Origin of the sequence: Arthrobacter sp. efr-133-R2A-120, from assembly GCF_030209835.1 — a bacterium.
Classification (GTDB): Bacteria; Actinomycetota; Actinomycetes; order Actinomycetales; family Micrococcaceae; genus Arthrobacter.
In genome coordinates this window covers 1-25,503 of the sequence record NZ_JARVRF010000001.1, presented here as the reverse complement: position 1 = coordinate 25,503, position 25,503 = coordinate 1, and the positions used below count along the sequence as shown (strand labels likewise).

The 25,503-nt window shown below is 60.1% G+C and carries 22 protein-coding genes; 18 read left to right on the top strand and 4 right to left on the bottom strand.

Features of this window, described 5'->3' with window-relative positions; translation table 11 throughout:
• The first annotated feature begins 613 nt into the window (after positions 1 to 613).
• From QRN52_RS00110 to QRN52_RS00095, 4 genes are all read left to right on the top strand, one after another.
• Positions 614 to 2,116, top strand: a complete 1,503-nt coding sequence (locus QRN52_RS00110; RefSeq protein ID WP_284750781.1) for a xanthine dehydrogenase small subunit — start codon at positions 614 to 616, stop codon at positions 2,114 to 2,116.
• A complete protein-coding gene (gene xdhB / locus QRN52_RS00105) occupies positions 2,113 to 4,509 on the top strand; it encodes a xanthine dehydrogenase molybdopterin binding subunit (protein WP_284750780.1) in 2,397 nt (798 codons plus the stop codon). The genes QRN52_RS00110 and xdhB overlap by 4 nt, the downstream gene beginning before the upstream one ends.
• Positions 4,463 to 5,323 (top strand): xanthine dehydrogenase accessory protein XdhC, encoded by an 861-nt coding sequence (xdhC, locus tag QRN52_RS00100; RefSeq protein WP_350225114.1) that lies wholly within the window; start codon positions 4,463 to 4,465, stop codon positions 5,321 to 5,323. Before xdhB ends, xdhC begins: the two co-directional genes overlap by 47 nt.
• A gap of 281 nt (positions 5,324 to 5,604) precedes the next feature.
• The gene (locus QRN52_RS00095) at positions 5,605 to 6,198 is read left to right on the top strand and encodes a nucleoside deaminase (RefSeq protein WP_284750778.1); all 594 of its coding nucleotides are present in this window, start codon (positions 5,605 to 5,607) and stop codon (positions 6,196 to 6,198) included.
• A gap of 1,328 nt (positions 6,199 to 7,526) precedes the next feature.
• On the opposite strand, the gene QRN52_RS00090 is transcribed toward QRN52_RS00095, so the two are convergent.
• Positions 7,527 to 8,765 carry a multidrug effflux MFS transporter gene (locus tag QRN52_RS00090; protein ID WP_284750777.1) on the bottom strand — a complete coding sequence of 413 codons (1,239 nt, stop codon included), beginning with the start codon at positions 8,763 to 8,765 and terminating at the stop codon, positions 7,527 to 7,529.
• A gap of 233 nt (positions 8,766 to 8,998) precedes the next feature.
• On the opposite strand from QRN52_RS00090, the gene QRN52_RS00085 reads away from it, so the two are divergent.
• On the top strand, positions 8,999 to 9,181 hold the full coding sequence (locus QRN52_RS00085) for a hypothetical protein (RefSeq protein ID WP_284750776.1): 183 nt from the start codon (positions 8,999 to 9,001) through the stop codon (positions 9,179 to 9,181).
• Here the strand turns inward: QRN52_RS00085 and QRN52_RS00080 are convergent.
• Both QRN52_RS00080 and QRN52_RS00075 read right to left on the bottom strand, forming a co-directional pair.
• Positions 9,178 to 10,191: an adenosine deaminase gene (locus tag QRN52_RS00080; protein WP_284750775.1), complete on the bottom strand. Its 1,014-nt coding sequence runs from the start codon at positions 10,189 to 10,191 to the stop codon at positions 9,178 to 9,180. The genes QRN52_RS00085 and QRN52_RS00080 overlap by 4 nt on opposite strands.
• Positions 10,188 to 11,135: a nucleoside hydrolase gene (locus tag QRN52_RS00075; RefSeq protein ID WP_284750774.1), complete on the bottom strand. Its 948-nt coding sequence runs from the start codon at positions 11,133 to 11,135 to the stop codon at positions 10,188 to 10,190. The genes QRN52_RS00080 and QRN52_RS00075 overlap by 4 nt, the downstream gene beginning before the upstream one ends.
• A 77-nt stretch (positions 11,136 to 11,212) precedes the next feature.
• On the opposite strand from QRN52_RS00075, the gene QRN52_RS00070 reads away from it, so the two are divergent.
• From QRN52_RS00070 to QRN52_RS00010, 13 genes are all read left to right on the top strand, one after another.
• Positions 11,213 to 12,181, top strand: coding sequence for a PfkB family carbohydrate kinase (locus tag QRN52_RS00070; protein WP_284750773.1), 969 nt, complete (start codon positions 11,213 to 11,215; stop codon positions 12,179 to 12,181).
• Positions 12,182 to 12,199: 18 nt separating this feature from the next.
• On the top strand, positions 12,200 to 13,069 hold the full coding sequence (locus tag QRN52_RS00065; protein ID WP_284750772.1) for a nucleoside phosphorylase: 870 nt from the start codon (positions 12,200 to 12,202) through the stop codon (positions 13,067 to 13,069).
• A 119-nt stretch (positions 13,070 to 13,188) separates the two neighbouring features.
• Entirely contained in the window at positions 13,189 to 14,547 is a 1,359-nt protein-coding gene (locus QRN52_RS00060; RefSeq protein ID WP_284750771.1) for an ABC transporter substrate-binding protein, read from the top strand.
• Between the two features lie 70 nt (positions 14,548 to 14,617).
• A complete protein-coding gene (locus tag QRN52_RS00055; RefSeq protein WP_284750770.1) occupies positions 14,618 to 15,532 on the top strand; it encodes a carbohydrate ABC transporter permease in 915 nt (304 codons plus the stop codon).
• 11 nt (positions 15,533 to 15,543) lie between these two features.
• Positions 15,544 to 16,356 (top strand): carbohydrate ABC transporter permease, encoded by an 813-nt coding sequence (locus tag QRN52_RS00050; protein ID WP_284750769.1) that lies wholly within the window; start codon positions 15,544 to 15,546, stop codon positions 16,354 to 16,356.
• Positions 16,353 to 18,449, top strand: a complete 2,097-nt coding sequence (locus QRN52_RS00045; RefSeq protein ID WP_284750768.1) for an ADP-ribosylglycohydrolase family protein — start codon at positions 16,353 to 16,355, stop codon at positions 18,447 to 18,449. Before QRN52_RS00050 ends, QRN52_RS00045 begins: the two co-directional genes overlap by 4 nt.
• Positions 18,450 to 18,490: 41 nt before the next feature.
• Complete coding sequence (locus QRN52_RS00040) at positions 18,491 to 18,934, top strand: secondary thiamine-phosphate synthase enzyme YjbQ (protein ID WP_284750767.1); 444 nt, start codon at positions 18,491 to 18,493, stop codon at positions 18,932 to 18,934.
• Positions 18,931 to 19,833: a PfkB family carbohydrate kinase gene (locus QRN52_RS00035; protein ID WP_284750766.1), complete on the top strand. Its 903-nt coding sequence runs from the start codon at positions 18,931 to 18,933 to the stop codon at positions 19,831 to 19,833. The genes QRN52_RS00040 and QRN52_RS00035 overlap by 4 nt, the downstream gene beginning before the upstream one ends.
• Positions 19,830 to 20,789, top strand: coding sequence for an SIS domain-containing protein (locus tag QRN52_RS00030; RefSeq protein ID WP_284750765.1), 960 nt, complete (start codon positions 19,830 to 19,832; stop codon positions 20,787 to 20,789). The genes QRN52_RS00035 and QRN52_RS00030 overlap by 4 nt, the downstream gene beginning before the upstream one ends.
• 85 nt (positions 20,790 to 20,874) lie before the next feature.
• Positions 20,875 to 21,666, top strand: coding sequence for a GntR family transcriptional regulator (locus QRN52_RS00025; protein WP_350225113.1), 792 nt, complete (start codon positions 20,875 to 20,877; stop codon positions 21,664 to 21,666).
• Positions 21,667 to 21,698: 32 nt separating this feature from the next.
• Positions 21,699 to 22,640 (top strand): ribokinase, encoded by a 942-nt coding sequence (locus tag QRN52_RS00020; RefSeq protein ID WP_284750764.1) that lies wholly within the window; start codon positions 21,699 to 21,701, stop codon positions 22,638 to 22,640.
• Between the two features lie 324 nt (positions 22,641 to 22,964).
• Positions 22,965 to 23,171 carry a hypothetical protein gene (locus QRN52_RS00015; protein WP_284750763.1) on the top strand — a complete coding sequence of 69 codons (207 nt, stop codon included), beginning with the start codon at positions 22,965 to 22,967 and terminating at the stop codon, positions 23,169 to 23,171.
• A 303-nt stretch (positions 23,172 to 23,474) separates the two neighbouring features.
• The gene (locus QRN52_RS00010; protein WP_284750762.1) at positions 23,475 to 23,681 is read left to right on the top strand and encodes a hypothetical protein; all 207 of its coding nucleotides are present in this window, start codon (positions 23,475 to 23,477) and stop codon (positions 23,679 to 23,681) included.
• Between the two features lie 1,067 nt (positions 23,682 to 24,748).
• On the opposite strand, the gene QRN52_RS00005 is transcribed toward QRN52_RS00010, so the two are convergent.
• The gene (locus QRN52_RS00005; RefSeq protein WP_284750761.1) at positions 24,749 to 25,390 is read right to left on the bottom strand and encodes a plasmid pRiA4b ORF-3 family protein; all 642 of its coding nucleotides are present in this window, start codon (positions 25,388 to 25,390) and stop codon (positions 24,749 to 24,751) included.
• Positions 25,391 to 25,503: the final 113 nt, after the last annotated feature.

The window sequence follows — 25,503 nt, the reverse complement described above, 5'->3', positions numbered from 1 at the left end:
TGTTCAGTGAGTATTGGGCCCAGGATCCTGGCCTGTTCTGCACTCAAAGTCTCATAGGTGGGGACTTTTGCCCACAGAGCACCGTCGAACTTTGCGCAACAGCTTGGTGCACAGGACTCGGCGCTTGCCCGGCAGGTCGCCTAAGAACCCAACAATTTCGAGTTCCTCGGCTTCTCCGGGAGGTTGCAGAACGCGACCTTTTGGTCATTTGGCTCACGACGGTACACCTCCCCCCCCCCATTTGCTGTGACGAGCTGCCGCTCCATCGCCGCTCCCTCATCCAGACTCGCGTGCTGGGCACCTGAGAGCAGGTCAGCTTTGGGTGGTGGGAGAAAGCCGTTCTAAATCCACGAATGTACTGTTATCATAACCATAGGATGACCTCGCTGGATCTGCCGCTTCCGCAACGGGGGGAACCAGGGCTTCGGCCAACACCCTCGCCTTACATGGATGACAAATCTCGATTGTGCTGCAGGGGCCTGCCGGCATCACGTCGATCGCCGCCGGGGACATTTACGTCGGATGGGCGGATGAAAATGCGGTATCAAATCCAAGGGCATGGTGTCCGCCGATTCCTGATCGAACGTACTCCGAGGACATTTAGGAGATGAACATGGGTGGTATTCAGATAACAGTCAACGGCCAGATCCGCGACGGTGATCAGGTCGGCCCGCACATCCGGCTGCTTGACTGGCTCAGGACCGAGGGACTTACCGGGGCTAAGGAAGGCTGCGCGGAGGGCGAATGCGGTGCCTGCGCCGTGATGGTGGTCCGTCCGGACGGACCCTCCCAAAGCCGGTGGACGTCAGTGAATGCCTGTCTGCCTCCTGCCCTGGCGTTCGACGGTCAGGAAATCGTCACGGCAGAAGGTCTCAGCACCGAACGCGGACCATTTGCTGAGGGCGATCTGCACCCGGTCCAGAAGGAAATGTCGGCTCGTGGAGGATCACAATGCGGGTACTGCACACCGGGCTTCGTTTGTTCCATGGCGGCAGAGTATTACCGTCCCGATAGGGCCGCATCCAGCCTCGAGGCGACGGTGCGGACCGGGAGGTTCGCAGTCGTCGAGGAACACCCGACCGGTCATGAATGCGGCCCCAACGGCTTTGACCTGCATGCGCTCAGCGGCAACCTTTGTCGGTGCACGGGCTACCGGCCAATCCGGGACGCAGCATATGCCCTGACCCGTCCGGATGAGGCTGACCCCTTGCTTGCTCGGCAAGCCCAGGCGGCGCCTGCACCACGACGGACCCGTGTCGTGGTGGGTGACGGCGGATTCGTCCGCCCCATGACGCTGGAGGGCCTCCTGGTCCTGATGGCGGAGAACCCGGAGTCCACCCTGGTCGCAGGATCCACGGATGTCGGCGTTGAGGTGAACCTTCGGCATTCCCGGCCTTCGCTGACGGTTGCCATTGACCGTTTGGAACAGCTGCGGGTCCTGGAAATTGAACCGGAAAGGATCGAGATCGGAGCTGCACTGACGTTGACCGAGGTGGAACGCGGGTTGGCTGGCCAGGTTCCCTTGCTGGCTCAGGTATTCCCCCAGTTTGCCTCGCGTTTGATCCGCAATGCAGCAAGCATTGGCGGCAATCTCGCTACCGGATCACCGATAGGCGATTTGGTGCCGGCGTTGCTTGCCTTGGATGCCTCGGTTCTTTTGGCGTCTGCGGGCGGTGAACGGGACGTCGCCCTCGCGGAGTACTTCACCGGGTATCGCAGGAGCGTACGTCAACCCGGGGAACTGCTCCGTGCAGTGCGCATCCCCCTGCCGCTGGCGGATCACACCGCGTTCTACAAAATCGCAAAACGCAGATTCGATGACATCTCGAGCGTCTCCGTCGCTTTCGCCATGCAGCTCGACGGAGAGGTCATCTCGTCCATAAGGATTGGGCTTGGCGGGGTGGCTGCCACTCCGATACGTGCTTCCCGGACAGAAGCGGCGCTGGTTGGCCGGCGATGGACCTTAGAGGTCGCGCAAGCCGCTGCGTCAATAATGTCCGGTGAAGGTACCCCCATCGATGACTTGAGGTCAAGCGCGGCCTACCGCTCAGCAATGCTAGGCAAGGCGTTGCTGAAGTTCTATGCAAAGACAACGACCGTGGAGGACAACCGATGAAATCCTTGTCTGATCGTCCCGTCAATCCCGTCGTGGGACTGCCTGTGACGCATGAAAGCGCCGATCTTCATGTGACAGGGGCGGCGGTGTACACCGACGACCTCATCGTTCGAAGCCAGAACGTGCTGCACGCATGGCCGGTACAGGCCCCCCACGCGCACGCCCTCGTGACATCCCTCCGGACCGGACCGGCCCTGGCCATTCCAGGCGTGGTCAAGGTCCTGACCGCCGAGGATGTTCCCGGCACCAATGATGCCGGGATCAAGCATGACGAACCGCTGTTTCCCTCCGAGGTCATGTTCTACGGGCATGCCGTCTGCTGGGTGCTCGGGGAAACCCTCGAATCCGCCCGGCTGGGAGCGGAAGCTGTTGAAGTCGATTATGAACCGCTTCCGTCGCTCGTGACCCTCACGGAGGCTATCGAAGCGGAGAGCTTCCAAGGCCATCAGCCCAAGGTGAACCGGGGAGATGCGGATGCCGCCCTGCAGACCGCAGCCCACCGATTCAGTGGCGAGCTTGAGTTCGGTGGTCAGGAGCACTTCTACCTGGAAACCCACGCCTCATTCGTGCATGTCGACGAGGGCGGTCAGGTGTTCGTTCAGTGCAGCACCCAACACCCGTCCGAAACACAGGAAATCGTCGCACACGTCCTGGGCCTCAACAGCCACGACGTGACCGTCCAATGCATTCGGATGGGCGGAGGTTTCGGCGGAAAAGAGATGCAGCCCCATGGATTTGCCGCCATTGCCGCCTTGGGTTCAGTACTCACAGGACGACCCGTGCGCCTCCGCCTCAATCGCACGCAGGACATCACCCTGTCCGGCAAACGTCACCCCTTCCATGCCCGCTGGGAAGCCGGCTTTGATGAGCTGGGTCGCATCCAAGCCCTCAAAGCCACGCTGACCAGCGACGGCGGCTGGAGTCTGGATCTTTCCGAACCAGTGCTGGCCCGGGCCATGTGCCACATCGACAACAGTTACTGGATCCCGAATGTCCTCGTAAACGGTCGGATCGCGAAAACGAACAAAACCTCCCAGACCGCATTCCGGGGTTTCGGCGGGCCGCAGGGCATGCTGGTCATCGAGGATTTGATGGGACGATGCGCACCGCTTTTGGGGCTGGATCCCGCCGAGCTGCGGCGTCGTAACTTCTACATTTCAGGGCAGAGCACACCCTACGGGCAGCCGGTCCGCCACGCCGAGCGCCTGCATGGCATCTGGGACACTCTTCTGGAACGTGCAGACGTTATCCGCCGGAAAGAAGAGATTGGGGCATTCAACGCCTCACAGCCCTACAGGCGTCGCGGGCTCGCCATCACCCCCGTAAAGTTCGGGATCTCATTCAACTTCACTGCCTTTAATCAGGCCGGTGCCCTGGTGCACGTGTACAAAGACGGCTCCGTCCTGATCAACCACGGCGGGACCGAGATGGGCCAGGGCCTGCACACAAAGATGCGCCAAGTGGCTGCCACCGCCCTGGGCGTGCCGCTGGGATATGTTCGTTTGGCCCCGACCCGAACCGACAAGGTTCCCAATACTTCGGCTACGGCGGCGAGCTCCAGTTCCGACCTGAACGGGGGCGCGGTCAAGAACGCCTGTGATCAGATCAGCGAACGGCTGGCACATGTTGCTGCACGCAAGATGAACATCCATCCGGATGATGTCCGTTTCGCAGACGGCAACGTGACAGGGCTCGGCGTCCACGGACCGGACATTGCCTTCGTTGACCTGGTCCGGGACGCCTATTTTCAGCGCATCCAGCTGTGGGCTGCCGGTTATTACCGAACGGAGGGACTTTATTGGGACGGTGTTGGCATGCAAGGCGAGCCATTCAAGTACTTCTCCTATGGGGCCTCTGTATCAGAGGTCGAGGTGGATGCATTCACCGGGGCATACCGTCTGCTGAGGACCGACATCATCCATGACGTCGGCGACAGCCTGTCCCCGCTCATTGACGTAGGGCAGATCGAGGGCGGATTTGTTCAGGGTGCCGGTTGGCTGACTCTCGAGCAACTCCGCTGGGATGAATCAGATGGAGCAAACAGGGGGCGTTTGGCCACCCAGTCAGCCAGCACTTACAAGTTGCCTAGCTTCTCTGAAATGCCTGAGGAGTTCAATGTCCATCTCTTCGAGCGGGCCACTGAGGACGGCGTGGTCTACGGATCCAAGGCGGTAGGCGAACCGCCCTTCATGCTGGCCTTCAGCGTCAGGGAAGCCCTGCGCCAAGCGGTAGCCACCTTCGGCTCCCGGGGTCATTCTGTCGAGCTCGACAGCCCTGCCACCCCAGAAGCGGTCTTCTGGGCCATTGCAGCGGCCAGTGCGACCACTACATCTGCGCCTATCCTGCATGGTACCGAGGCCAAATCCGTGCCGGTCTCTACCCGCGCCCACTGATATGGATTGGCTACAGGCGCTTGAAAGACTAAGTTCGGAAGGCTCACCGGGTGTCATGGCTACCGTGACGGAGGTGCTAGGCCATGCTCCACGAGGTCCGGGAGCGAAGATGGTCGTCAACGCGGAATCGTCCTGGGGTAGTATCGGCGGCGGCAACCTGGAGGCGACTGTGATCGACCGGGCACGGGAGATGCTTCTAGCCGGATCAGCCGTCCCTGAAAGCGTGACCTTCAACCTCAATGAACGTGCAGCCACCCAGCACGGGCGTCAGTGCTGCGGAGGCACTGCCAGCGTCCTAATGGAGCCGGTTCGCTCCCGTCCCACGGTTGCCATTTTCGGCGTCGGTCACGTCGGACATGAGCTGGCGAGGATCCTCTCCCGGCTACCCGTCCGCCTGGTCCTCGTAGACAGCAGGGCAGCCCAACTTGACCCCGCGCACCTCGCCGACGTGACGGACGAAACGGCGGACGTCCAACCTTTACACAGTGCAGTTCCGGACTCCGCCCTTGCACAGTTACCTCAGGGATCACACGTGTTCATCATGACTCATGATCACGCCGAGGACTTCCTCCTATGCGACGCAGCCTTGCGCCGGGGCGACCTCGGATCGGTCGGCTTGATCGGCTCACGAGCCAAATGGACCAGGTTTCGTCACAAGCTAAAGGCCGAGGGCCATGATGACGCCCAAATCGACGCAATCACTTGCCCGATTGGCCTTCCTGATATCGGGGGTAAAAGCCCTGCCATCATCGCTATCAGCGCCGCGGCCAGCCTACTCCAGCGAATAGCAACAGACATGTCCTGCTCCTATTAGAGCAGGTTTCTATCGGCCCCAGTCCGAGGAAAGACGCAAGCACGGCATGACTTCACAACGTGCGGCCCCGCAGCCGGGTCCGTCAACCAGATCCGCGCCCCAGCTATGGTCGCTATGGTCAATCCGCGGATGGTCAGTGAAGGGTACCAACAGCAGGGAGCGAACCCCTTGTCCACGACGATCGCTTCGAGATCCTGGGGTTAAGAAATTCCTTCCATGATGGAAGTAACCGGACGCCAAAGGTGCAACCATTCAACGCTAGTAGCAAAGGATCAGGAAACATGTGCCCTCCCCTCCCGAGAAGCCCCCGCGAAGGACCCGACACCGAATGGGAAGGCCCGCATTCCGCAGCCCCGAGCCTTGAAGCCGACGAACTGACGGGACTCGGGCACGAAACATTGACGGAGGATGAGCTGTCCTTCCTTCGCGCGGCCATCGCAGAGGCCGGGAAGGCAAAGGAGCGAGGCCGCCACCCGTTTGGTTCCATTGTGGTCGATGCCTCCGGAAACGTGGTCGCACGCGCGGGCAACAACTCGATGCCACCGGCGGGGGACCCTACTCAGCATGCCGAGCTGCGCGCCGCAGCTGCCGCCTTCGGTGTCCTCGGCGTGGAAGGCATGGCGGCGGCAACCCTATACACAAGCGCGGAACCGTGCGCTATGTGCAGCGGAGCGGCCTACTGGACCGGAGTGGGACGCATCGTCTATGCCCTTTCGGAGCGTCGGCTGCTGTCGCTGACCGGTAACGATCCTGACAACCCCACCTTGAGCTTGCCCTGCCGCGATGTTGTCTCCCGTGGCCAGCGAATGATCGCCGTCGTTGGACCGCTCCTCGAAGACGAGGCCGCCGCGGCTCATGAGGGGTTCTGGAGGTAGGGAGCTGACACTAAGCCCTGGCAACCGGCCAGAACGGCAGGGAGGCTGGGGATGAGGGGACCGGCGAATTCGCATTCCACTAGAACTAACGCGAACAGGAAGCTGCCCCGGTAGCCGGGCCTGCGAAGCCGCCAGCAGCAAGCATTCCTTACGTCGGCAGCAACGCGACAGAGCTGAATACTTCAATACTTTGACCAGGTACCGACAACGACCGGTTCTGAGAAGCGTTACAGACCTGTGGTTGGCCTGAAATGACCGGCGGGCGCTAACCCGGCGGCCCGACGACAACGATGATGCTCACTGGGCTGCCGTCCGGCTGATAGACCAAACGACAAACACCTGCGAAGCGATGCCCGTGTCCAGAAGGACGATTTCGCTGCTATTCACGGACCGTACTTCCCGGAAATGATCGACCTGATCTGGAACGATACCTGCCGCCTCGAGGCTCTTCGAGACGGAGCCGTCCACGAGCTGGCCGCCCCGCAGTGCCTAGGCCGCCTTTCCGGCCAACCAGGAATCTGTCACACCTATCGGTCGCTTATTGACAAAGTGAAGGCGCTTAAGAACTTTACCGGTCCATCGACCGCGACCTCCTCACCCGGCAAGATCAGAACGTGTGGGGGAGCAGTGTCGTGCGGCGACTGGCGGGGACCTGCGTGCCGAATTTCGGACATGAAGGGATTTTCCGCGCGGCGCCTTCAGTACATGACCACATTTGCTGTGCCTAGGTCGCCGCTCCAATTGAGCAAGCCGTTGAGCAATTGTCGTGGGGCCACGTCACAGCCTTACTGGACAAACTTTCCAGCCAGGAAAAACGTGATAGGTACGCTGCCGCAACCGTGAAGTGCGGATGGTCGCGGAGTGTGCGTATGAACATAATCATGAAAGACCCTGGAGGCGACCGGCGCAGCCCCGTCGAGCTTTGCGCAACAGCTTGTTGCGCAGGACTCGGAGCTCGCCAAGCCAGATCGCAAAGGACCCATACAACTTCGAGTTCCTCAGCTTCTCCGGTGTCGCCGAACAGGAACTGGAAACGCTCTGGCCAGCCGCGTCACCGAAACCCGCCCCGAACTCGGGCCCAGCTCTTCCTTCGTCATCGTCAGCCCCCAGGTGCACTTCGACGTCGGCGCCGACGCTACAACGTCGACCTGCTTTCTTCGAGATCGAACGCTCCGCGTTAACCGCACCAACCGGGTTCCGGTCGGAAGCGCTGAGGGGCTGATGCTGCTCCTTAGCTCGGCGGAAGAACCGTCTCTTAAAGCTCAGAGCCCCCTCCAGCTCCTAAACAGACCCCGAGGACGACGGTCCCATGAAGACTCAGGGCCAAATCACGGGCTTTGGACGCTCAGCGACAATATTTTGCCGGGCCGTACCACGGCCCAAAGTGTCGCTAACGCCACCATTGCCGCCATTGCCATGACAACGCCCATGGCAATGGCGTTGCTGGTCCCGAAGGCTCCGACCACGGGGGAGATCACGCCGGCGAGTCCGAAATTAATTACGCCGAGCACAGATGCGGCCGTGCCGCTTTGTCCCGCGTGGTTTGTGAGGGCGAGCACTTGGATACAAGGGACGCAGAAGCCTCCGGAGACGATAAACGCGAACAGCGGTACGAGTGTGCCCCACGGGCCTGTTCCGAGGCCGGACAGTAAGGTTATTAGAACGGCAGAAGTGATCATTGCCGGGATGGCGAACGCCAGAATCCATTGGGGACCGATGCTCCTGATTAGAAACGCTGCCGACTGTATTCCAATCACGACCCCCACTGAATTGACGGCGAATAAAAAACCGTACTGTTGCGCGGTGAATCCGTATACGTTCTGAAAGAGGAACGGGCTGGAGGCCAGATACGCGAACAGTGCCGTGAAGTTCATTCCACCAATGACGGCGAGCCCAAGAAATGCGCGATCCCCAAGGACCAAGCGGCATCGATTCCAGGCTGCGTCCCAGCCGGCGAGGTGGCGGCGCTGTGGTGGCAGAGTTTCAACAATCCATAGGGAAACCGCGATGAGTACGGCGACTCCATACGCGGCAAGGAACCAGAAGATTCCGCGCCAATCGACGAACCGCAGTAGTTGTGATCCGAGAACGGGAGCAGCAATGGGTGCCAGGCCGCTGACCAGAGCGAGGCGGGAGAGCATCCGCACCATAGGCTGCCCGCCGAACAGGTCACGGACCATGGCTAGCGCCACCACAACACCTGCTGCTGCTCCCACACCTTGCACGACCCGGGCCGTAGCCAGCCAGAAAATGGTTGGCGATATCGCTGCGCCCACGCTTGCGAGGATGTGCAGGAGCGTTGCACCTGCCAGCGGTAGACGGCGACCGACGTGGTCGCTCCACGGCCCCACAAGGAGTTGCCCGGCAGCAAAGCCCACTGTCGTTCCGGTCAACGTGAGCTGAATGGCCGACACTGAGACTTCAAAGTCCCGCGCAAGGGCTGGGAAGGCTGGCAGGTACAGGTCGATCGTAAAGGGGCCAAGCGCGGTCAAGGCCCCCAGGACCAAGACATAGACCATCCGTTGACGGCGGGAGAGTGCATCTCCTGGATGAATAGCCGTTGCCATCAATCTCCTCAAGGCGCAATTCGAGTTGGGTTGATCAATCAGTTCCGCCATGCGTCCAAAAGTTCACCGGGCGGCTTTCGTTGCTGGAGAAGTGATCGCCAAGATAGGACATCGGCTGGTCAGCCCGTCAGATCCTTCACCGGAGGCCCGGCAGTGTGGGCGGGGCCTGCTCGACCGTGGCGGCGTGGCGCTGCGGGCGAGTTCTCGCGATTTTGACAATGAACGAGGTATCAATGAGTGAGACGACTGCGTTCATGTCCACCATCGGCCAGGCTTGGATTGCCGCGATGTACGCGGTCAACCCAGGAGAGGCAACCAAGTTCGATACACGAAGGCGGGTCATGCTCGGTTGCGCAGGGAAATTATCAGCGCAGCGCACCCCGCCCAGCGAAGACCTGCCGTGCGACCCCCGCTAGTCCAGTTCTTCTAGCAGCTGTGCTTTGCGCTCATTCGATGCAAAAGAAGCTTTGATCGAATTACCGGCAAAAACGTTCAGATCCCTACGGTTGAATCCAAAGGCAGCAATGCATGCCTGAAGGTTATCCTCGAGGTAGCCGCCAAAGTAGGCAGGGTCATCGGAGTTCAGCGTCACCAGCAGGCCGTGCTCAAGCATTTGGCGCAACGGAATGTCAGCCACCGAGTCCACCACCCGGAGACGTTCGTTGGACATCGGGCAGACGGTCAACGGAATCTGGTCGGCAGCCAGCCTTGCCACAAGAGAGACGTCCTCCAGGCATCGGACACCGTGATCAATTCTCTCCGCCCCTAGAACATCAAGCGCCTGCCAGATGTAATCGGGCGGACCTTCTTCACCGGCGTGGGCCACGCAGCGCAGTCCGGCATCCCGGGCCGCGCTGAACACGTCCCTAAACAGCCGGGGAGGATAGCCGATTTCGGCCGAGTCCAGGCCTATTCCAGCAACAGGAACGCCGCTCAGCAACACCGACTCGAGCATCTCGTGAGCGGAACGGACCGGTTGGTCCCGCAGGACGCACACGATGATTTCCGCCGTAATCCCAAATTCGCGTTGAGCCTCTAGCTTGGCCTTGTGTGCCCCGGCTAGAACCCTTTCCACGGGAATTCCCCTGGCAGAGTGCGCCTGCGGATCCAAGAACATTTCTACGTGGCGCACCCCGCCTTCGTGCGCGCGGGCCAGGAAGCCGAGCGCCAGGTCAAAAAAGTCCCGTTCGGTTTGCAGAACCGTCATGTTGTCGTAATACAGGTCCAAAAAAGACTGCAGGTCTGCGAATTCGTAGCGGCGCCGCAGATCCGAAATTCCGGAGTAGGGCATCTCAAATTCGTTCCGAGTCGCGAGACTGAAGATCATCTCCGGTTCGAGCGTCCCCTCGAGATGGACGTGAAGTTCACAAAACGGCAAGCCGAAGCTGAGAGAGGCGCCCCCGACCCGGGTTGCCGAGGACGTCACTTGCACAGTCCCTTCGTGACGATGTCCAAAAAGCGCTCGTAGTCAAAGGAAGCGGCGATGTCGATGGTCGGCAGCGACGTCAACTGGTGGTGCATGCGCCGATCAACGACGGTCATCCCGCGGGTCAGTTCCCCAAGAGTTTCCACATCGCATTTCACCGTTTCGGGTTCGACTAGCGTGGGATCGATAAGCGTGGCCACGACGGCGCTGTCAATCAAAGAGCAATACGACTGGTAACCGCGTGATTCAACGAAATCGACGATGCGGGCTGCGAGCTGGGCCTCCGAGCGGGGTGAAGCCCTCAACACGGCCATGTCGTGGGGGCGGAAGTTGATTGCGGGATGTGTGGACACATCAAGTCCTACAGCCAACAAGTCGAACCCGGCACGGAATACCAACTGGGCTGATTCCGGGTCGACGAAGATGTTCCATTCACTGACCGGGTTGTCCCCGGTGGCTTGGGACCAGGCGTATGGGGTGACGCCGAAAGAACCGCCGGTCACCACAATCTTGCTGACCTTTTTGGGTAGTTCGGAGTCAATCTCCAAAGCAGCCGCAATGTTGGTCAGCGGTCCGAGGCAGCAAAGGGAGATGTCGCCGGCGTGGGCGTTGACGGTGTCGACGATTAGCTGTGCAGCGGATCGTGGATCCACGGCCCGCCCTGAATCCGGGAAGTGGGACTCCGCCAGGCCGTCGGAGCCGTGCGAGAAGGGATCGGACGGGTAGTTCCCGCCACGAGGGACCAGTGGGCCCTGAGCCACCGGAATCGGACCGCTGCCTAGGAGATCAAGGACCTTCAGCACGTTCGCCAAGGAGCGGTCGGAAGGGAGGTTGCCGGTGACGGCCGTGATGGCCCGCACCTCCAACGCATCCGATTTAAGAGCCAAGGCTAGGGCCAAGGCGTCGTCCATGCCTGGGTCGGTGTCAATGAGGATGTTGGTCATGAAGTAATTCCTTTCCTAGCTTTCAAGCGATGAGTGACTAGCGATCATCGAAGCTGTATGGTGAGCATAACAACAAGATGACTAGGTGGGAAGCCTTCACCCCGAAGGCAACCACGCTGGCTTTGGGAGTCCAAGTGGGTGGCAAGATTGCAGTTCTTTCACACGTCGTCATGGACGAGATTGTCGACCCCGATTCCTCCGATATTGTGGTCGAGATCGGTGGCGCGGGTGCGTTCGCGGCCGTGGGTGCGAGCATCGCCGGGGTCGCTGGCTCTTCTTTGATCGTCTCCGGAAGCGGTGCCGTCGACCGGCCGGTTCTGTCGGATTGGTTTGCCAACCGTGAGATCGATACCGCGGGACTCTTCTCCGTCGGCGAATACGGGCCGCACACCCGCATCGAGTACTTGGCCAACGGGGACCGAATCGAGACCTCCCTGTTTGGCCTGGAACACTTCAACGCACACACTCCGCTGCCGGCCAATATTCCATACCCGGCATCCGAGCTGGCTGGCGTCTACCTATTCCACGATCTCGAGGGCAGCTATTGGCGCGCCGTGGAATCATTCCGCGGCACATTCAGTGGGCCCATCATGTGGGAGATTTCCCGGGATGCCTGCCTCCCCAGGTTGTGGCCGGTGGTCAGGGAGCGCCTGGGGCTTGTTGACGTGTTCTCAATCAACCGGATGGAGGCCGCCGAACTCCTGGGTGCCTCTGACCTGCAAACGGCAGTCCGCGCACTCGGGGGAGCCGGGGTTCCGGTTGTTCTTCGGTGCGGAGCGAAAGGTTCGATCCTGATCGAAGGCTCCAGCGCACGGAACATTGGTGTCGCACCAACGGTCGCAGTAGACCCAACCGGAGGTGGAAACAGCTATTCAGGCGCATACCTGGCAGCCTATGCGCGGTCGGGGGACGGTGTCGCGGCAGCCCGCGTCGCAACTGCCGCTGCCAGCGCGGTTGTCTCGCAATACGGGGCGCCCCGGGTCGACGCAGTTCTGCGACAGCGGGTTGCTGCGGTTGCAAAGCAAGTATCAGTTATCAATCAATGAAGTGAAGAGGTAGTTGCAATGACAAAAGACTGGGAATCGTCCGCCCTGTATGACACATACAAGTATTCCGCCAACGTTCCCCGACGCGGTCTGCTGGTCAATGGCAGGCCCGCTCTTTCCCAGATCGACGTGGGAAAAGTTGCCCGGTATGTGTTGCTTACCGTCCGTGATCCGCTGTGCGCATACGACGACGACCCTGCCGCGCAAATTGCACGCCAGCTCGATGACGCTGAACCGGTCGGGACATCCGGGATGTTCAGTACATGGACCGGCTTCTACAAGGGCGTCGGGGTGACCGTCGTCTCCGGGGGGAGCGGATCGCCCGAAGCGGAGTTGATCATGCATGAACTCCTGGAATTCACCCCTGCTGACACTTTTGTGCGCGTTGGCGGTTCCGGGGGAATCCACCCCCGGGTTGAACCGGGCGATGTCGTCATTTCGACCGGCGTCGTCAGGGATGAGGGCATGACCCGCGCCTACATCCCCGCTTCCTATCCTGCTGTTGCTTCCTATGACGTTGTTGCCGCAATGGCCAAATCCGCGAAGCGGCTTGGGCATCCCCACCATCTGGGAATCACGCGTTCGAGTGACAGCGATTTCTGTGGTGTTGGGCGCCCGTCAGTGGGCGGGTATTTCCAGCCGTGGCACATGGACATTCTGGAAACCTGGGCCCGAGCCGGGGTTCTCAATGGCGACCGCGAATCGGCCGCGATTGTCACCCTTGCACAGCTGTTCGGAAAGCGGGGCGGCTCGGTCTGTTCAGTTGCCGACAATGTTATCGCCGACCGGACTTTTGCGGCCGGCGCCGGGCATGGATTTGGGATTGAGATCGCGCTCGAGGGACTTTACGAGCTCGCACGCATGGATGAGATCAAGACGGCGGAGTGACGCGCACCGCATTGGAGTGACCGTTGACACATAAGTCCTAAGGTTATAGTGTCAATACAACCAAACCATTTCCGGGGGATTGCTAGTCGACCGATAGACAAAAGACAAGGAAATTAGTCATGAATCGAAGAAGGATGCGGCTGGTTGTTGCAGCAGTTTGTGCGTCAGCTGCCTTGGCGATGAGCGGCTGTGGCGCCAGCCCGAGCGCAGGCGCCGACCGGCAAACGCTGCAGCTGTGGTTCTGGGGCGCTCCGCCGCAGCAGCAGCAGACCATGCAGAAAGTATTGGTCGACGGTTTCAACAATTCGCAGAGCAAGTACACGCTCGAGGTTACGTATAACAACGCCGTCGACAAGAACATTCAGGTTGCGCTGAGCGCCGATAAGGGGCCGGACGTCGTGTACGGTTCGGGTCCGGCGTTCGCTTCGGCGTACGCGGCCCAGGGCAAGCTTGAAGACATGACTCCGTATGCGAAAAAATATGGCTGGGCCGACCGGATCCTGGCCCCGATGTACGAGTCGGGGACTGTCAACGGCAAGCTTTACTCGTTGCCGAACTCAATTGAAGACATAGGGGTTTTCTACAACAAGAAGGTTCTGGCCAAGCTGGGCTTGGCGGTACCGAAAACCTATGCCGACTTTGTTGGTGCCATGGACAAAGCCGCTGCGGCCGGCATGTACTCCTCCGTGACCGGCGATCAGGGTTGGAAACCAGTCAACCAGAACTACGTTTCCCTCTTCATGTCCCAGATTGCCGGCGGAAAGACGATGTACAACGCTCTCCAGGGGAAAATTCCGTGGACCGACCCGAGCATCGTGAAGTCCGTTGAAGACTCGGCGGCTTTCTACCAAAAGGGCTACCTGGGCGGCAAGGACTATGCGACCTTGAACTTCGACCAGTCCGTACAGCTTTTGAGCCAGGAGAAGTCACCGTTCTTCATCGGCCCGACTCTGGCCTTCCAGTTCGCCTCCAATTACTTCAACGATGCTAAAGGCAACACCGACGATCTTGGGTACATGCCGTTTCCGACGGTCAACCCGGATCTCCCATCACCCTATTTCACCCTCGGCACGACGGCTTCACTGTCCATCAATGCCGCCTCCAAGAACAAGGACGGTGCCGCGGAGGTCATCGACTACATGATGAGTGATTCATTTGCCAAGGACATGAACAAGTCCTGGCCCGGCTACTGGGCGGTGCCGTTGAAGAACTTTGATTTGAACGCCGATGATTACACGGGATTGTCCAAGCCTTTTGTGACCGCGATGAAGAATACGATCCAGGGCGTCAACGACGGGAACTACGGGTTCTTCGCCGGCACATTCTTCCCGCCGGCAACTGCGACAGCATTCAGCGACGTCGACTCGGTGTGGCTGGGGCAAACGAGCGCAACGCAGTTCCTCAGCACCATTGACTCTACTTTCAAGACCGAGAAGGCGCAGGGGCTGGTTCCGCCGGTTCCGGAACCGAAGCACTAGCAGCTAAACCGACGGGTGTGGTGCGGGCCGCCAACGGCCAGCACCACACCCAACACAATGAGGAGAAAAAATGCTGACCATCGCTGAGGGCCAGAGAGTGAGGACCGATAGTGTCGCGCCCCCTCGGGGGAGCCTGTTTCGCCGACGCAACGCCATCAGCTACCTGCTGATCGCGCCTGCGCTAGTGCTCTCAATAGTGATTGTCGTCATCCCGGGCATTCTGACGCTCCTGCTGGCGTTCACTAATTGGAGTGGCATCGGCCTGAACATCAAGCTGGTCGGTTTGCAGAATTTCCAGGACATCCTGGCCGACCCGGTGTTCGCCACTTCGCTGATGAACAACCTCAAATGGCTCGTCCTGTTCCTGACCATCCCGGCAATCATCGGCCTGATAACGGCCACTCTTCTGCTCAAGAGGAAGAGGATGCGGACTTTATATCAGGTGATCTACCTGATGCCATACGTTCTCGCACCCGTAGTGAACGCCCTGATCTGGATGAGCATTATCTACAATCCGAACGGCGGAGTCGTGGGTGCCTTGGGACTGCCAGCGCCTACGGCCAGCACGAGCGGGTCTTTGTACGCGGCAGCCGGTGTGGACATGTGGCACTTTTGGGGATTCCTGACCGTCGTATACCTGGGCGCCATGCGGCAGACGCCAATCGACCAGGTCGAAGCGGCAATCGTGGACGGCGCCAACGGCTGGAAAGTGTTCCGCCATGTTTATCTGCCCAGCATCCGTCCAACGCTTCTGTTGATGGGTGTCATGACCGTGATCTTCTCATTCCTGGCCTTTGACTACGTTTTCCTGCTGACTCAGGGCGGGCCGGCGCACTCCAGTGAGGTCATGGGCACCTACGCCTACGCATTCGCATTTTCCTCCTTTGAATTTGGCAAGGCCGCCGCGGTGGGTCTCATCATGAGCTTCTTCGGGCTTCTTGCCTCCTGTCTTTACACCTGGATCAGCCGAAGGGACCTGAAATGATAACGCGTTTCATGAGGGGAGCACTCGGGCACATAGTGCTGGCGTTCTTCGCGGCGGTCGCTCTGATTCCGCTCTTGCTGGTGCTGGTCAACAGCTTCAAAACCAATGATGAAATCCTGAAGAGCCCATTCTCGCTGCCCGGTACCTTCAGTTCTGAGAACTTCGTCACCGCGTGGACCTACGGCCAATTCGGCAGGGGGTTCATCAACAGCATCCTTCTGAGCGGCACGACTATTGTTGTCGTTCTCGTATGTTCCTCGCTGGCCGGGTACGTCCTAGCAGGGAAGAAGGTCCGAACCTGGCCAATTATTATGGTGTACCTGACCATGGCCATGACTGTTCCGATTCAGTTGTTCATCTTCCCCCTGTACTCTGCAGTGGCCTGGCTGAACCTCACCGACAACGTATTTGTTGTTGGAGTCATTCTTGCCGCCATCAACATTCCGTTCGCAACATTCTTGATGCGAACTTTTTTCCTCAACGTGCCAGCTGATCTCGAAGAAGCCGCCCTGATGGACGGTGTCGACACCTTCCAACTAGTGACACGTGTTCTATTGCCAATTGTCCGTCCCGGACTCATCACTGTTGGGGTGATAGTCGGCCTGAACGCGTGGAATGAATTCCTCATCTCCTCGACGTTCCTGCAGAACCCTGCACACCAGACCTTGACTCTGGGCTTCCTCACGATGAATGGAACGTTCAGCACGCAACTTGGCACCATGATGGCCGGTGCGCTCATCCTGATCGTGCCGATCCTGGCGGTATTTATTGCCCTGCAGCGCTACGTTGTGGATGGCATGGCCAGCGGGGCGGTGAAGGGATGAAACACTTCGACATTCATTCACCGACCTATGAATCCAAGGTGTACGCCGGCATACTCGGCAAGCTCATCGGTGTGTACCTGGGCAGGCCGGTTGAAGGATGGCCTTATGCGTCCATCCGGGCGCAATTCGGTCAACTGGACACCTACGTGAACAAGTTGATCGGAATCCCCCTGATCGTTGCCGACGATGACATTTCCGGCACCCTCACGTTTGCCCGCGTTGTCGAGGACGCGAAAGTACCCACGGGCATTCGGCCGGCCGACGTGGGAGACACGTGGCTGAATTACATTATTGAGGACCGCACCATTTTGTGGTGGGGAGGCTACGGTCGATCGACGGAGCATACAGCCTTTCTCAACTTGAAAAACGGTGTCGGTGCCCCGCAAAGCGGGTCGGTCCGCAGAAACGGAAAGACACTCGCCGAACAAATCGGGGCACAAATATTCTCCGATGCCTATGCCCTGATGTGTCCTGGCGATCCCGAACGTGCGGTCGCCCTGACCAAGGCCGCTTCGAGCGTCAGCCACGACGGCGTTGCCCTCGATTGCGCAGCGTTTTTCGCGGCAATGCGCGCCAGCGCCTTTGGCGAGAGTGATCTTGACACACTCATCGACGGTGCAGCCCCGTTCGTACGTGACTCAAGGCTTTCCATCCTCATTGACGATGTGAATACGAACACGGGGCCAGCAAGCGATTGGCGGGAAGTCAGAGAGTGGGTTGACCGGAAGTACGGATATGCGCGGTACCCGGGGCCATGCCACTCACTCTCGAACACGGCAATGTCGCTGGCCGCGCTGCGAGTGGGGGGTGACAGCTTTCGTAAGGCAGTCATGATCGCAGCCTCGGTGGGATTCGACACCGACAGCAACGCAGGGACCATCGGATGTCTCAATGCTGTCCGTCTCGGCATCGAGGCCATCAGGGATGTGCCTGACTTGCGGGAGCCGGTCGCCGACCGGGCGATTGTTGTCAGCGCGGACGGTGGCGAGAGCATTACCGACGCGGCCCTGGAGGCCTACCGGATTGTTCGGTCAGCCCGTCGACTGCAGGGGGTGGGAACGGGGCCCAGAATTCCACGGTTTGATTTCCGCATGCCCGGGGCAGTGCACGGATTTACCGTCTGCCCCCACCTCGAAGGCGGGTCCGGCGCGTGGGCGCGCAACCTGAACAGCGAAGACCAGGTCAATGCACTGACACTTCACGTACCTGCAACGGGCAACGGGGTAGCCAGCTTTTCCACTCCGACCTTCCTGGACCCTCTGGATGAGATGACAAACTTCTCGACGGTGGCCAGCCCCAGTCTCTATCCGACAGATCAAGTGACCGCCAGAATCAGTGCATCCACGTCCGCGAGCGTGCGGCTGTTCGCGCTGTATTCGGACCACGAGGGGCTGCAGACGCAGCACAGTGGCTTCTTCGAAGTCGGCACCGCCGGTTCTGTGGTCGAGTGGGAGATACCCGCGTGCGGCAACCTTGTTCCATTCCGTTTGGGCATCGAGGTCTCGCCGGCCGGCGGGGAACCGGCCGATATCCGAATCCACGAGATCGACTGGCGCGGGGCGCCCCGCCAATTTGAGCAGCGAGGGGTCCTCCTCAATTCAATCTGGGACACGAAACCCAGCGGCTTGGCGCCCTGGGTGAGTTCGGCCAAAAACTTCGAGGCCGACTTCGCCAGCACCTATTCCGTGTCCCACCCGGAGACGCTGGGCGTTGTCACCACCGGAACGAGGGAATGGATTGACTATGAAGTTCGGTCGAACCTGAAATACTCCCTTCACCACAGCGGCGGGCTGGTCTTGCGGGCACGTGGGCACCGAAGATTCATTGCAGCTTTGTTCACCGGATCCCGGCGACTGCAGATCATCAGGCAGCTCGATGAAACGCGGCAAGTCCTTGCCGAAACGGATTTCGGCTACGTCCTGGATGAAACATACGACGTGGCCTTCCGCTGTGTCGGCGACCAGCTCAGCGTCACCGTTAACGGAGCAACGGAACTTGAAGCCAGAACCGATTGCCGCCACGGGGGAGGGGCGGGTTTCCTCGTTGAAAGAGGAACTCTCACGGCCGACGGCTTCAGCGTGCGCGCGCTATAGAAATGGCGCAAGAAACCAACCAACTCTCGAAAGGGAAACCCATGTCAACCACCAGCGCAAAATGGAATAGCTTTGCGGTCAACACGAAACCCGACCAAGGCTTTGCCAACCCCGTGACGTACGTCGATGTGACGGAACAGCTCCGGGCCGCCGTGCCGACAGACAGTGGCGAAGGCCTCCTGCACGTCTTTCTTCCGCATACCACCTGCACGCTGATCTTCAACTCCGGCGTCGACGGGACGACGCTCCAGGACATCAGGCTCTTCATCGAAGAACAGATCCCGGTCACCCGCCCGTTCGTTCACTTGCATGACGGGCCGCAGGATGCTGCAGCTCACGTCCGATGTGTTTTCGGAGTCCAGTCCCTGCAGCTTCCGGTTTCTCAAGGCAAGCTCGCCATCGGCCACAGCCAGGGCATCTACTTGCTGGAACTGGACGGTGCGCGGGACCGCACGGTTCAGTACGCTGTCCAGTCATTCTCATGACGGTGAACGTAGGCATACGCGGCGGGCTTTCGACTGATCATCTGGTCACGGCGCCGCAGGGCGGCCAATTCGACCAGCTTGGGGGGCCAGGGCTTTATGCGGCTCTCGGTGCGAGGCTGATTGAAGGGACATCCGTTCGGCTTTGCGCGGGCCTTCCCGCCGATGACGACCGATTCGAGGCTCTTTTTGCCCAGGTAGATGTTAATTTGGATTTTTGCAGCCGGATCGCGTCGATACCCCGTGTCTGGATCCTCAACTCCGGCCAGGGCCGGCGGATCGTATCGACCTCGCCCCAAGGGACGGTCGAGCTGGAAACTGCCGCCCCCGTGGGCGATCTGCCGCCGGGCGACGGTGACGCCCCAGCGGGCTTCTACTCGGGCCTGGCAGGACTCCTGGATTCGGCACCGCACAGCCGCCCTCCCGCAAACTCGGGCACAATCGTCGGAATAGACCCGGACCAGGTCTTGGTCCAGCAGCAGGGCCTGGACTATTTGCGCGATGTCAGTCCTCCTAACTGCGCCTTACTGCCCAGCCGCGTGCAGCTTTCACTGATTGACAGGGATCCCCGCACCGCAGCACGGAAAATCGCCGAGGCACTCGCGGCGCCGGTCATTGCCCGCCTGGACCGTGAAGGAATGTACGTCGTCACCGATTCCGGACGGTGGAGCGTGTCGGATTCCGCGCCCATGGTGCACGAAACCACCGGGGCCGGGGATGCCTCGGCGGCTGCCATCGTGGCGGCCTTGGCCAAAGGCGCCGACGCAGTAACCGCTGCCATGTTAGGAGTCAGCGTGGCACGCATCGCTGTGGCCGGCTGGGGATCGACAACACTTGCCCGGGCGGATCCCATCACTTCACCATTCAACCAAATCACAGCAATCAAGGAGCATTCGGCATGACAGAACACCAATCCCTTCTCACTCTCGTTGACGCCCTGAACGCAGCCGCTGACGTCGTGCTCGTCCCGGGCACCAAACCTTTGGGAAACGCCGTTTTTGTCGGATCCGGAGATTCTCTGTCATCGGCCATGATCGCGACCCGTTTCGGACACCGCGCCATGTCATCCGGAGACATCACTTGGGCGGACGCGCTGCCGGCTTCCTGCGATACCCTGGTCGGCATCTCGCACTCCGGCACGTCGGGCGCAACTGTCCGGGCCCTGCACTTGGCACAACGAAGCGGCATGCGCACCATAGCCATCACCTCCAACCCGGATTCGCCTCTTGCAGAAGCAGCGGATGAAGTTCAGCCGGTGCCCAGCCTGCAGCTGGCGGAGGTCATCCCGTGTGCAGGGCACTTGATGCTGGGTCTCGGAGTGGCCTCGTTGTCAGGCGTCCACACAGAAGGTGCCACCAGAGACCTCGCCCGGATACTCGAAATGAGCATGCAGATCATTGCTGGCGCTGTTGAGGCGCTGCCGTCCGAAGCGCCAAGCGGCATCTCCGTGCTGACCCTGCCGGACATGCGATCCGCCGGTGATTTCTGGATGCTCAAGCTGATAGAAGCGTGCGGGTTGCCGGTGCGCAGCGTAGCCCTGGAAGAAAGCGGTCACGTGGACTATTTCATTGGACCGCAGCCATACCTCGCCCTGAGCCTGGTTGGCCGGCAGGGCATGGCCAGGCATTCCCGGCTTGCCGAGGCGTTGGCGTCCACTGGCCAGAGAACGCAACAGGTGGCGGTGCTGTCCCCATCCGGTGACATCCGTTCAGAAGTCCTGGCAGATCTTGCCGCCGCAGCCATCGGAACATTCACGGCAGAAGGTGCCGCAGCCCGCTGGGGCCGCCCGCCATTCCGCGGGGGTGCTGTGAACATGGATGCCCGTCACATCAAATTGGATGAGCAGCCGATCGGCTAAAAGTCTCGTTGCCCCCTGCCCCAATATCGATTGTCATATTGTTATGATGTATAAATCATTGATACCGGATGAGTAGGGGCAACGAATGGCAAACGAGAGCGGAACAAGCCAACTGGCACGAGCTGCGAAAATGGTCGACCGAAAGGCTCCGTTGCCAGCATGGGCCCAGGTTGAAAGAGACATCAGGTCCCTGATCGACCAGGGCCTACAAGTGGGTTCCCAAATCCCGCCGGAGAATGAATTGGCTGCTATATACGGCGTCAGTAGGATCACGGTTCGGCAGGCCCTTTCCAGCCTGTCGGATCACGGATTTGTGGAACGACGGCAGGGGACAGGCACGTTTGTTGCTGACCGGCCGCAGCTAGTGCAGCACGATCTCGGGCTCACGGCGCCGTGGCGTGATCGCTTTCAAGCCGCCGGGCATCGGGCGGAATCGATCCAGGTCAAAGAGACTTCCGTCGAAATGGAGCCATACGAACTGACCCGCGGACTTACCGAGGAAGAACAAGCAGCCAACCGGTTGCATTTCAAGAGACTACACCGGGTGGACGACAGGCCCATTGGCCTGACGGACTCTTGGCTCGTTGAGGGAATCTCGGCCCTGAAACAAGGTGACGACCTGATTGACGGGTCCCTGTCGAGGACTCTGGAGCGCCTGGGCGTAGCTTCATTCCGGATGGACCACTTTCTTGAAGTTGGTCTTGCCAGTGTTGTCCAGGCGGAATTGCTGGAGACCGACGTCGACGCACCCCTTTTCATCGACTGGTCCACCAACCGGCGGGAGGACGGCTCGTTGGTGGAAACGTCGAGGACCATCTGGCTCGGAACCCGGGTCCGGTTCCACTACACGTCCGACCTCGATGCGCCGCATCCGTAAGTTATCGAATATGTAAATCCCGGAAGGTCAAAATGACACTCATCACGATGGTGGGATCTTTGAACTTGGACACCAATGTCCGCGTGGAGCGTTTTACGCAACCAGGCGAGACGCTGATGGGCTACGGCCTGGATGAAACAGCGGGTGGGAAGAGCTTCAATCAGGCAGCCGCGGCAGCCCGCCTCGGCGGCGCTGTCCGGCTCATTGGGGCTGTCGGGGACGATCCGGGGGCCGAGTACCTCCTGGGGCACGCCCGGGACCTCGGGATAGATACACGATTTACCAAACGGCTTGCCGGTTTCCCAACAGGCCGGGCGATCATCCACGTGGATGCGGACGGGGAGAACATGATCACCGTGATCGCCGGGGCCAACGACGAGCTGCGGCCAGCCGACGTCGGCGAAGCAGGCATCTCCGGCAGCCATTTGATCTGTCTTGCGCTGGAGACTCCGGTGGAAACCGTATTTGAGGCTGCGCTCACCGCCAGACGAATTGGAGCTCGGGTCATCTTGAACCTGTCCCCGTTCAAAGACTTGCCGGACGAGCTATTGAGCCTCGTCGATGTGGTGGTCATGAACGAGCGCGAGGCCGCTCTTTTCGTCAACCAACCGAATCCATTCAGTAACGGTGATTTCTCAGCCCTGACTGATCGTCTGATTGCTTGCGGAGTGGCCAACGCGGTCGTCACTCTGGGCGCGTCCGGAGCCACGACCGTCCAGCGGGTCCAGGCGGGTACCCCGGAGTTCAAGGTTGAACAAATTCCCGCCCTCCCAGCCAATGCTGTAGACACCACTGGCTGTGGAGATGCGTTCACGGGGGCCTTGGCCTACGGGCTTGCCCTGGGTGACGATCTGAATCTGGCGGTGCGCCTGGCCAACGCGGCGGGAGGATTTGCCGCCGAACATCGCGGCGCGCAGTCCTCATATGCGGATAAAGCCGAACTCTCGCATTGGATGGATGGAGTAGCTGGCTAAGACAACGCTGATCGCCAGCCAAGCCTGGTAAGGGGGAGCGCGGCCGCCCGTCTGCCACGCCAGTCTCGGGTGGTCCGCCCTGGCTCCTCCGTCGTTGACATGATCGACAAGACTCCGGACTCATTGATCGAACGGGACCGATTCCCGATTGCGTCCTCCGTGGGCGATGACTAGAGCCCCTGCATCCGGGAGTCGAATCGGCGTTCGAATTTCGATCCTCCTATCCACGGACGTTTCCCACGGAGCCCGGACAAGTCCTCAACTCATCCGTTTACGACAGCCGAGAGCACACGCGGATCCCCCACCACCGAAAGAGGGAGTATCATGCAGCAGCCATCCTCAAACCTCCACATCACCATCGATGATCCCGGGATGCTGGACACGAGCCTCAGCCGCGCTGAAGCCAAGCTTATTCCGCTGGCACAAGGGTCCGGCAACGGGATCTTGATCACCAGAAAAGGAGCCGGCCGCTACACCATCGAGGTCAGTACATCCGTTCCCAGGGGACTCACCTATCAGATAATCGATTGACCCTGTAGCAGGTCTGACCCGCGCTCTTCGCCCAATGGACCAGGACGGCGCCGAACCGTCCGTACTCACTCACATGGGGATTTCGGACGAAGTCCTCCCGATCCAGCGGTCATGTCACCCTGCGAAGCCCATTGGCGTAGCAGACCCTGAGTGTCCTCGCGGGACAGGGCTGGCCACCGCTTGCCGGCCGTATTTTCGGGTCGATGAATGCCGGCCGCTGTGCAGGCACCGCGTAGCCGGAACGTACTCATTACTCCGATGGCTGAGCGCGATGCATAAACAAAATCGAGGATTGGAGCTCTGGTGGATATTGAGGACGTATTACGGAAGGTCCGAGACGGCTTGGATAACGGCGATTTCGCCCTGCCATATCTGTGGGTCATGTTTCGAGCAAAGGGCGGCGGTGCCGGTAGAGCAGATCTGGATGCCGTTCTCCATGGCCAGCACGCACTTTCAGATAACGACGCGCTCGTGCTTGGCTCAGTGCTTGAGCAACTTAACAACGCTTGACGAAGCGGCGAGCAGCCCTGCGGTCAATTCAGCCACACAGGTGGGAGTTTTTGCATCCAATGCAACTCCTCTCCTGCAAATTATGTAATTTTTACAGTATGTAACGACAAATATGTCCTCCTGAACCCAGCTTCCGAAGAGCTCCAAAAGCGAGGAGGCCAGTTCCGAGTCGCGATCGCGAAGGACGCCCGGGCAAAGACGCCAGGTCTGCCCAAAGGCGGTGATCCTGATGACCCAGCGGAGCATTTCGGAGGCTACGATGAAAAACCCTCCCAAGCCGCTTGACCAAAAGCATGGCGACACCCCTGGACGCGCATCGCGGCCGAGTCGGGGTGCCGCTGCGAACGCTGACGCGCAGTCCGCGAAATACCGCGCCGACCCGACGTCCCATGGCCTGCAACGCACCCGCCGGACCGATTGCGGGAGCAGACGGATCTCGGACGGCCGGAGGGCGGTGTGCCGACTGCGCACCACCCTTCGCCGTCGCCCCCCCGACTCGCATGGTGGGGATCATTGGGACCACTTCTAATCTTTCGCGGACCCGAGGTGGCTTGGATCTGCTGAGCCGAGTTGTCGGGTTCAGCGGATTCTGGCGGCCTTGGGCCTTCCGCAAGCTGAAGAGCGCACGGATGAGACAGGACGGGCAGGAACCGTCTCAATTTAAGTGGCCATTCCGTACGATGCGGCTTGCCGCGAGGAGAAGTCCTGCGCTGAAGCCCCTAACCAAGGGCGAGCGATTCAAGAGCCGAAATTCGCGTTCACCCGTCCAGGCGCGCCAGCGCGCGGGTCCCCTTCATGCCTACGGCGCCGACCTCATCGCGCGGGCAGCACCCATCGCGGCCCCGTCAACTGAGACAAACCCCAGAAACCCCTAGGCGGCCAAGTAAGTTGTGAAACTGGCCAATCAAATTGAGACAGGACACAGATCACAGTAATTTAGTTGAAGCTTCAACTAAATTACTGTACATAACGTCCATTATGCGGCGGCTAGGACCGGGTGGGGGCGTGCATGGAAGGCGCTGTGCCTGGCGTTAAGGATTGGGCCTTTTCACCCCAAAATCCGGGGGTTAGAACTCCTCGGCCAGCGCCAGGTTCACTGCCGCGATGTCCAGGAATGCAGGGTCGAAAGGCTTATCGGAACCGGTCATGCCGGCCACCCAGGCGGAACGTTCGGCGTGGCCAGGATGGGACGGGTCGGCGAGGGCGTCCATGATCTCCTCGTAGCCGGGAAATCCTCCGGAGTCTTCCAGCGGGCCGCGCCGGCCGCCGTCAATCAGCAGAGCCGGTGGAGTGTCGTCATTTGCTGGCCAACGGGACTTCAGTTCGATCCGGTGCAGCCAGCTGTCGCCGAAGTCGTATTCGTAGAAGGCTGCGCCTGAACTCAGGTCGAGTAGCTGGTCCAGGGTGCACTCCTCTTCAGGCATATCTCCCGGTTCTTCGCATTCCTGCCTTGGTAGCCACTGCAGGACTTCCGGAATCTCGCCGTTTACCGGCCGCAGCGGGGCGAAGGGATCATGTGTTGTGAACCTGTGCAGGTGCGCGTCCTCCCAGCCAAAGACTGCCTGCAAGACCTTGTGTACCTGTTTCAGAGCCATGGAGCCCAGGATCTCAAACTGACGCCAAATTGTAGGCACGCCGCCGACGAGCTCCACACGAACCTCCAGGACAGCGTCCGATCCACCTATGTTCCTGGCTGCAAACTTATCCATGGAGTCCATACTCTCAAGCAGCTGTCGCGTCTCATCTAAGTTCAACCCCTGAGACAGGTGTCCTGTCTCAAATAAGTTGAACCACGTCGCCCCGGAAATACGCGGTCAGGTCA

Bases quoted from the DNA above. Each gene is read 5' to 3' on its own strand.
- QRN52_RS00035 (WP_284750766.1), top strand. From the start codon at position 18,931: ATGACGGTGAACGTAGGCATACGCGGCGGGCTTTCGACTGATCATCTG.
- QRN52_RS00070 (WP_284750773.1), top strand. From the start codon at position 11,213: ATGACTAGGTGGGAAGCCTTCACCCCGAAGGCAACCACGCTGGCTTTG.
- QRN52_RS00025 (WP_350225113.1), top strand. From the start codon at position 20,875: ATGGCAAACGAGAGCGGAACAAGCCAACTGGCACGAGCTGCGAAAATG.
- QRN52_RS00095 (WP_284750778.1), top strand. From the start codon at position 5,605: ATGTGCCCTCCCCTCCCGAGAAGCCCCCGCGAAGGACCCGACACCGAA.
- QRN52_RS00005 (WP_284750761.1), bottom strand. From the start codon at position 25,390: ATGGATAAGTTTGCAGCCAGGAACATAGGTGGATCGGACGCTGTCCTG.
- QRN52_RS00075 (WP_284750774.1), bottom strand. From the start codon at position 11,135: ATGACCAACATCCTCATTGACACCGACCCAGGCATGGACGACGCCTTG.
- QRN52_RS00020 (WP_284750764.1), top strand. From the start codon at position 21,699: ATGACACTCATCACGATGGTGGGATCTTTGAACTTGGACACCAATGTC.
- QRN52_RS00085 (WP_284750776.1), top strand. From the start codon at position 8,999: ATGAGTGAGACGACTGCGTTCATGTCCACCATCGGCCAGGCTTGGATT.
- QRN52_RS00060 (WP_284750771.1), top strand. From the start codon at position 13,189: ATGAATCGAAGAAGGATGCGGCTGGTTGTTGCAGCAGTTTGTGCGTCA.
- QRN52_RS00045 (WP_284750768.1), top strand. From the start codon at position 16,353: ATGAAACACTTCGACATTCATTCACCGACCTATGAATCCAAGGTGTAC.
- QRN52_RS00015 (WP_284750763.1), top strand. From the start codon at position 22,965: ATGCAGCAGCCATCCTCAAACCTCCACATCACCATCGATGATCCCGGG.
- QRN52_RS00110 (WP_284750781.1), top strand. From the start codon at position 614: ATGGGTGGTATTCAGATAACAGTCAACGGCCAGATCCGCGACGGTGAT.
- xdhC (WP_350225114.1), top strand. From the start codon at position 4,463: ATGGTACCGAGGCCAAATCCGTGCCGGTCTCTACCCGCGCCCACTGAT.
- QRN52_RS00090 (WP_284750777.1), bottom strand. From the start codon at position 8,765: ATGGCAACGGCTATTCATCCAGGAGATGCACTCTCCCGCCGTCAACGG.
- QRN52_RS00050 (WP_284750769.1), top strand. From the start codon at position 15,544: ATGAGGGGAGCACTCGGGCACATAGTGCTGGCGTTCTTCGCGGCGGTC.
- QRN52_RS00040 (WP_284750767.1), top strand. From the start codon at position 18,491: ATGTCAACCACCAGCGCAAAATGGAATAGCTTTGCGGTCAACACGAAA.
- QRN52_RS00030 (WP_284750765.1), top strand. From the start codon at position 19,830: ATGACAGAACACCAATCCCTTCTCACTCTCGTTGACGCCCTGAACGCA.
- QRN52_RS00065 (WP_284750772.1), top strand. From the start codon at position 12,200: ATGACAAAAGACTGGGAATCGTCCGCCCTGTATGACACATACAAGTAT.
- QRN52_RS00055 (WP_284750770.1), top strand. From the start codon at position 14,618: ATGCTGACCATCGCTGAGGGCCAGAGAGTGAGGACCGATAGTGTCGCG.
- xdhB (WP_284750780.1), top strand. From the start codon at position 2,113: ATGAAATCCTTGTCTGATCGTCCCGTCAATCCCGTCGTGGGACTGCCT.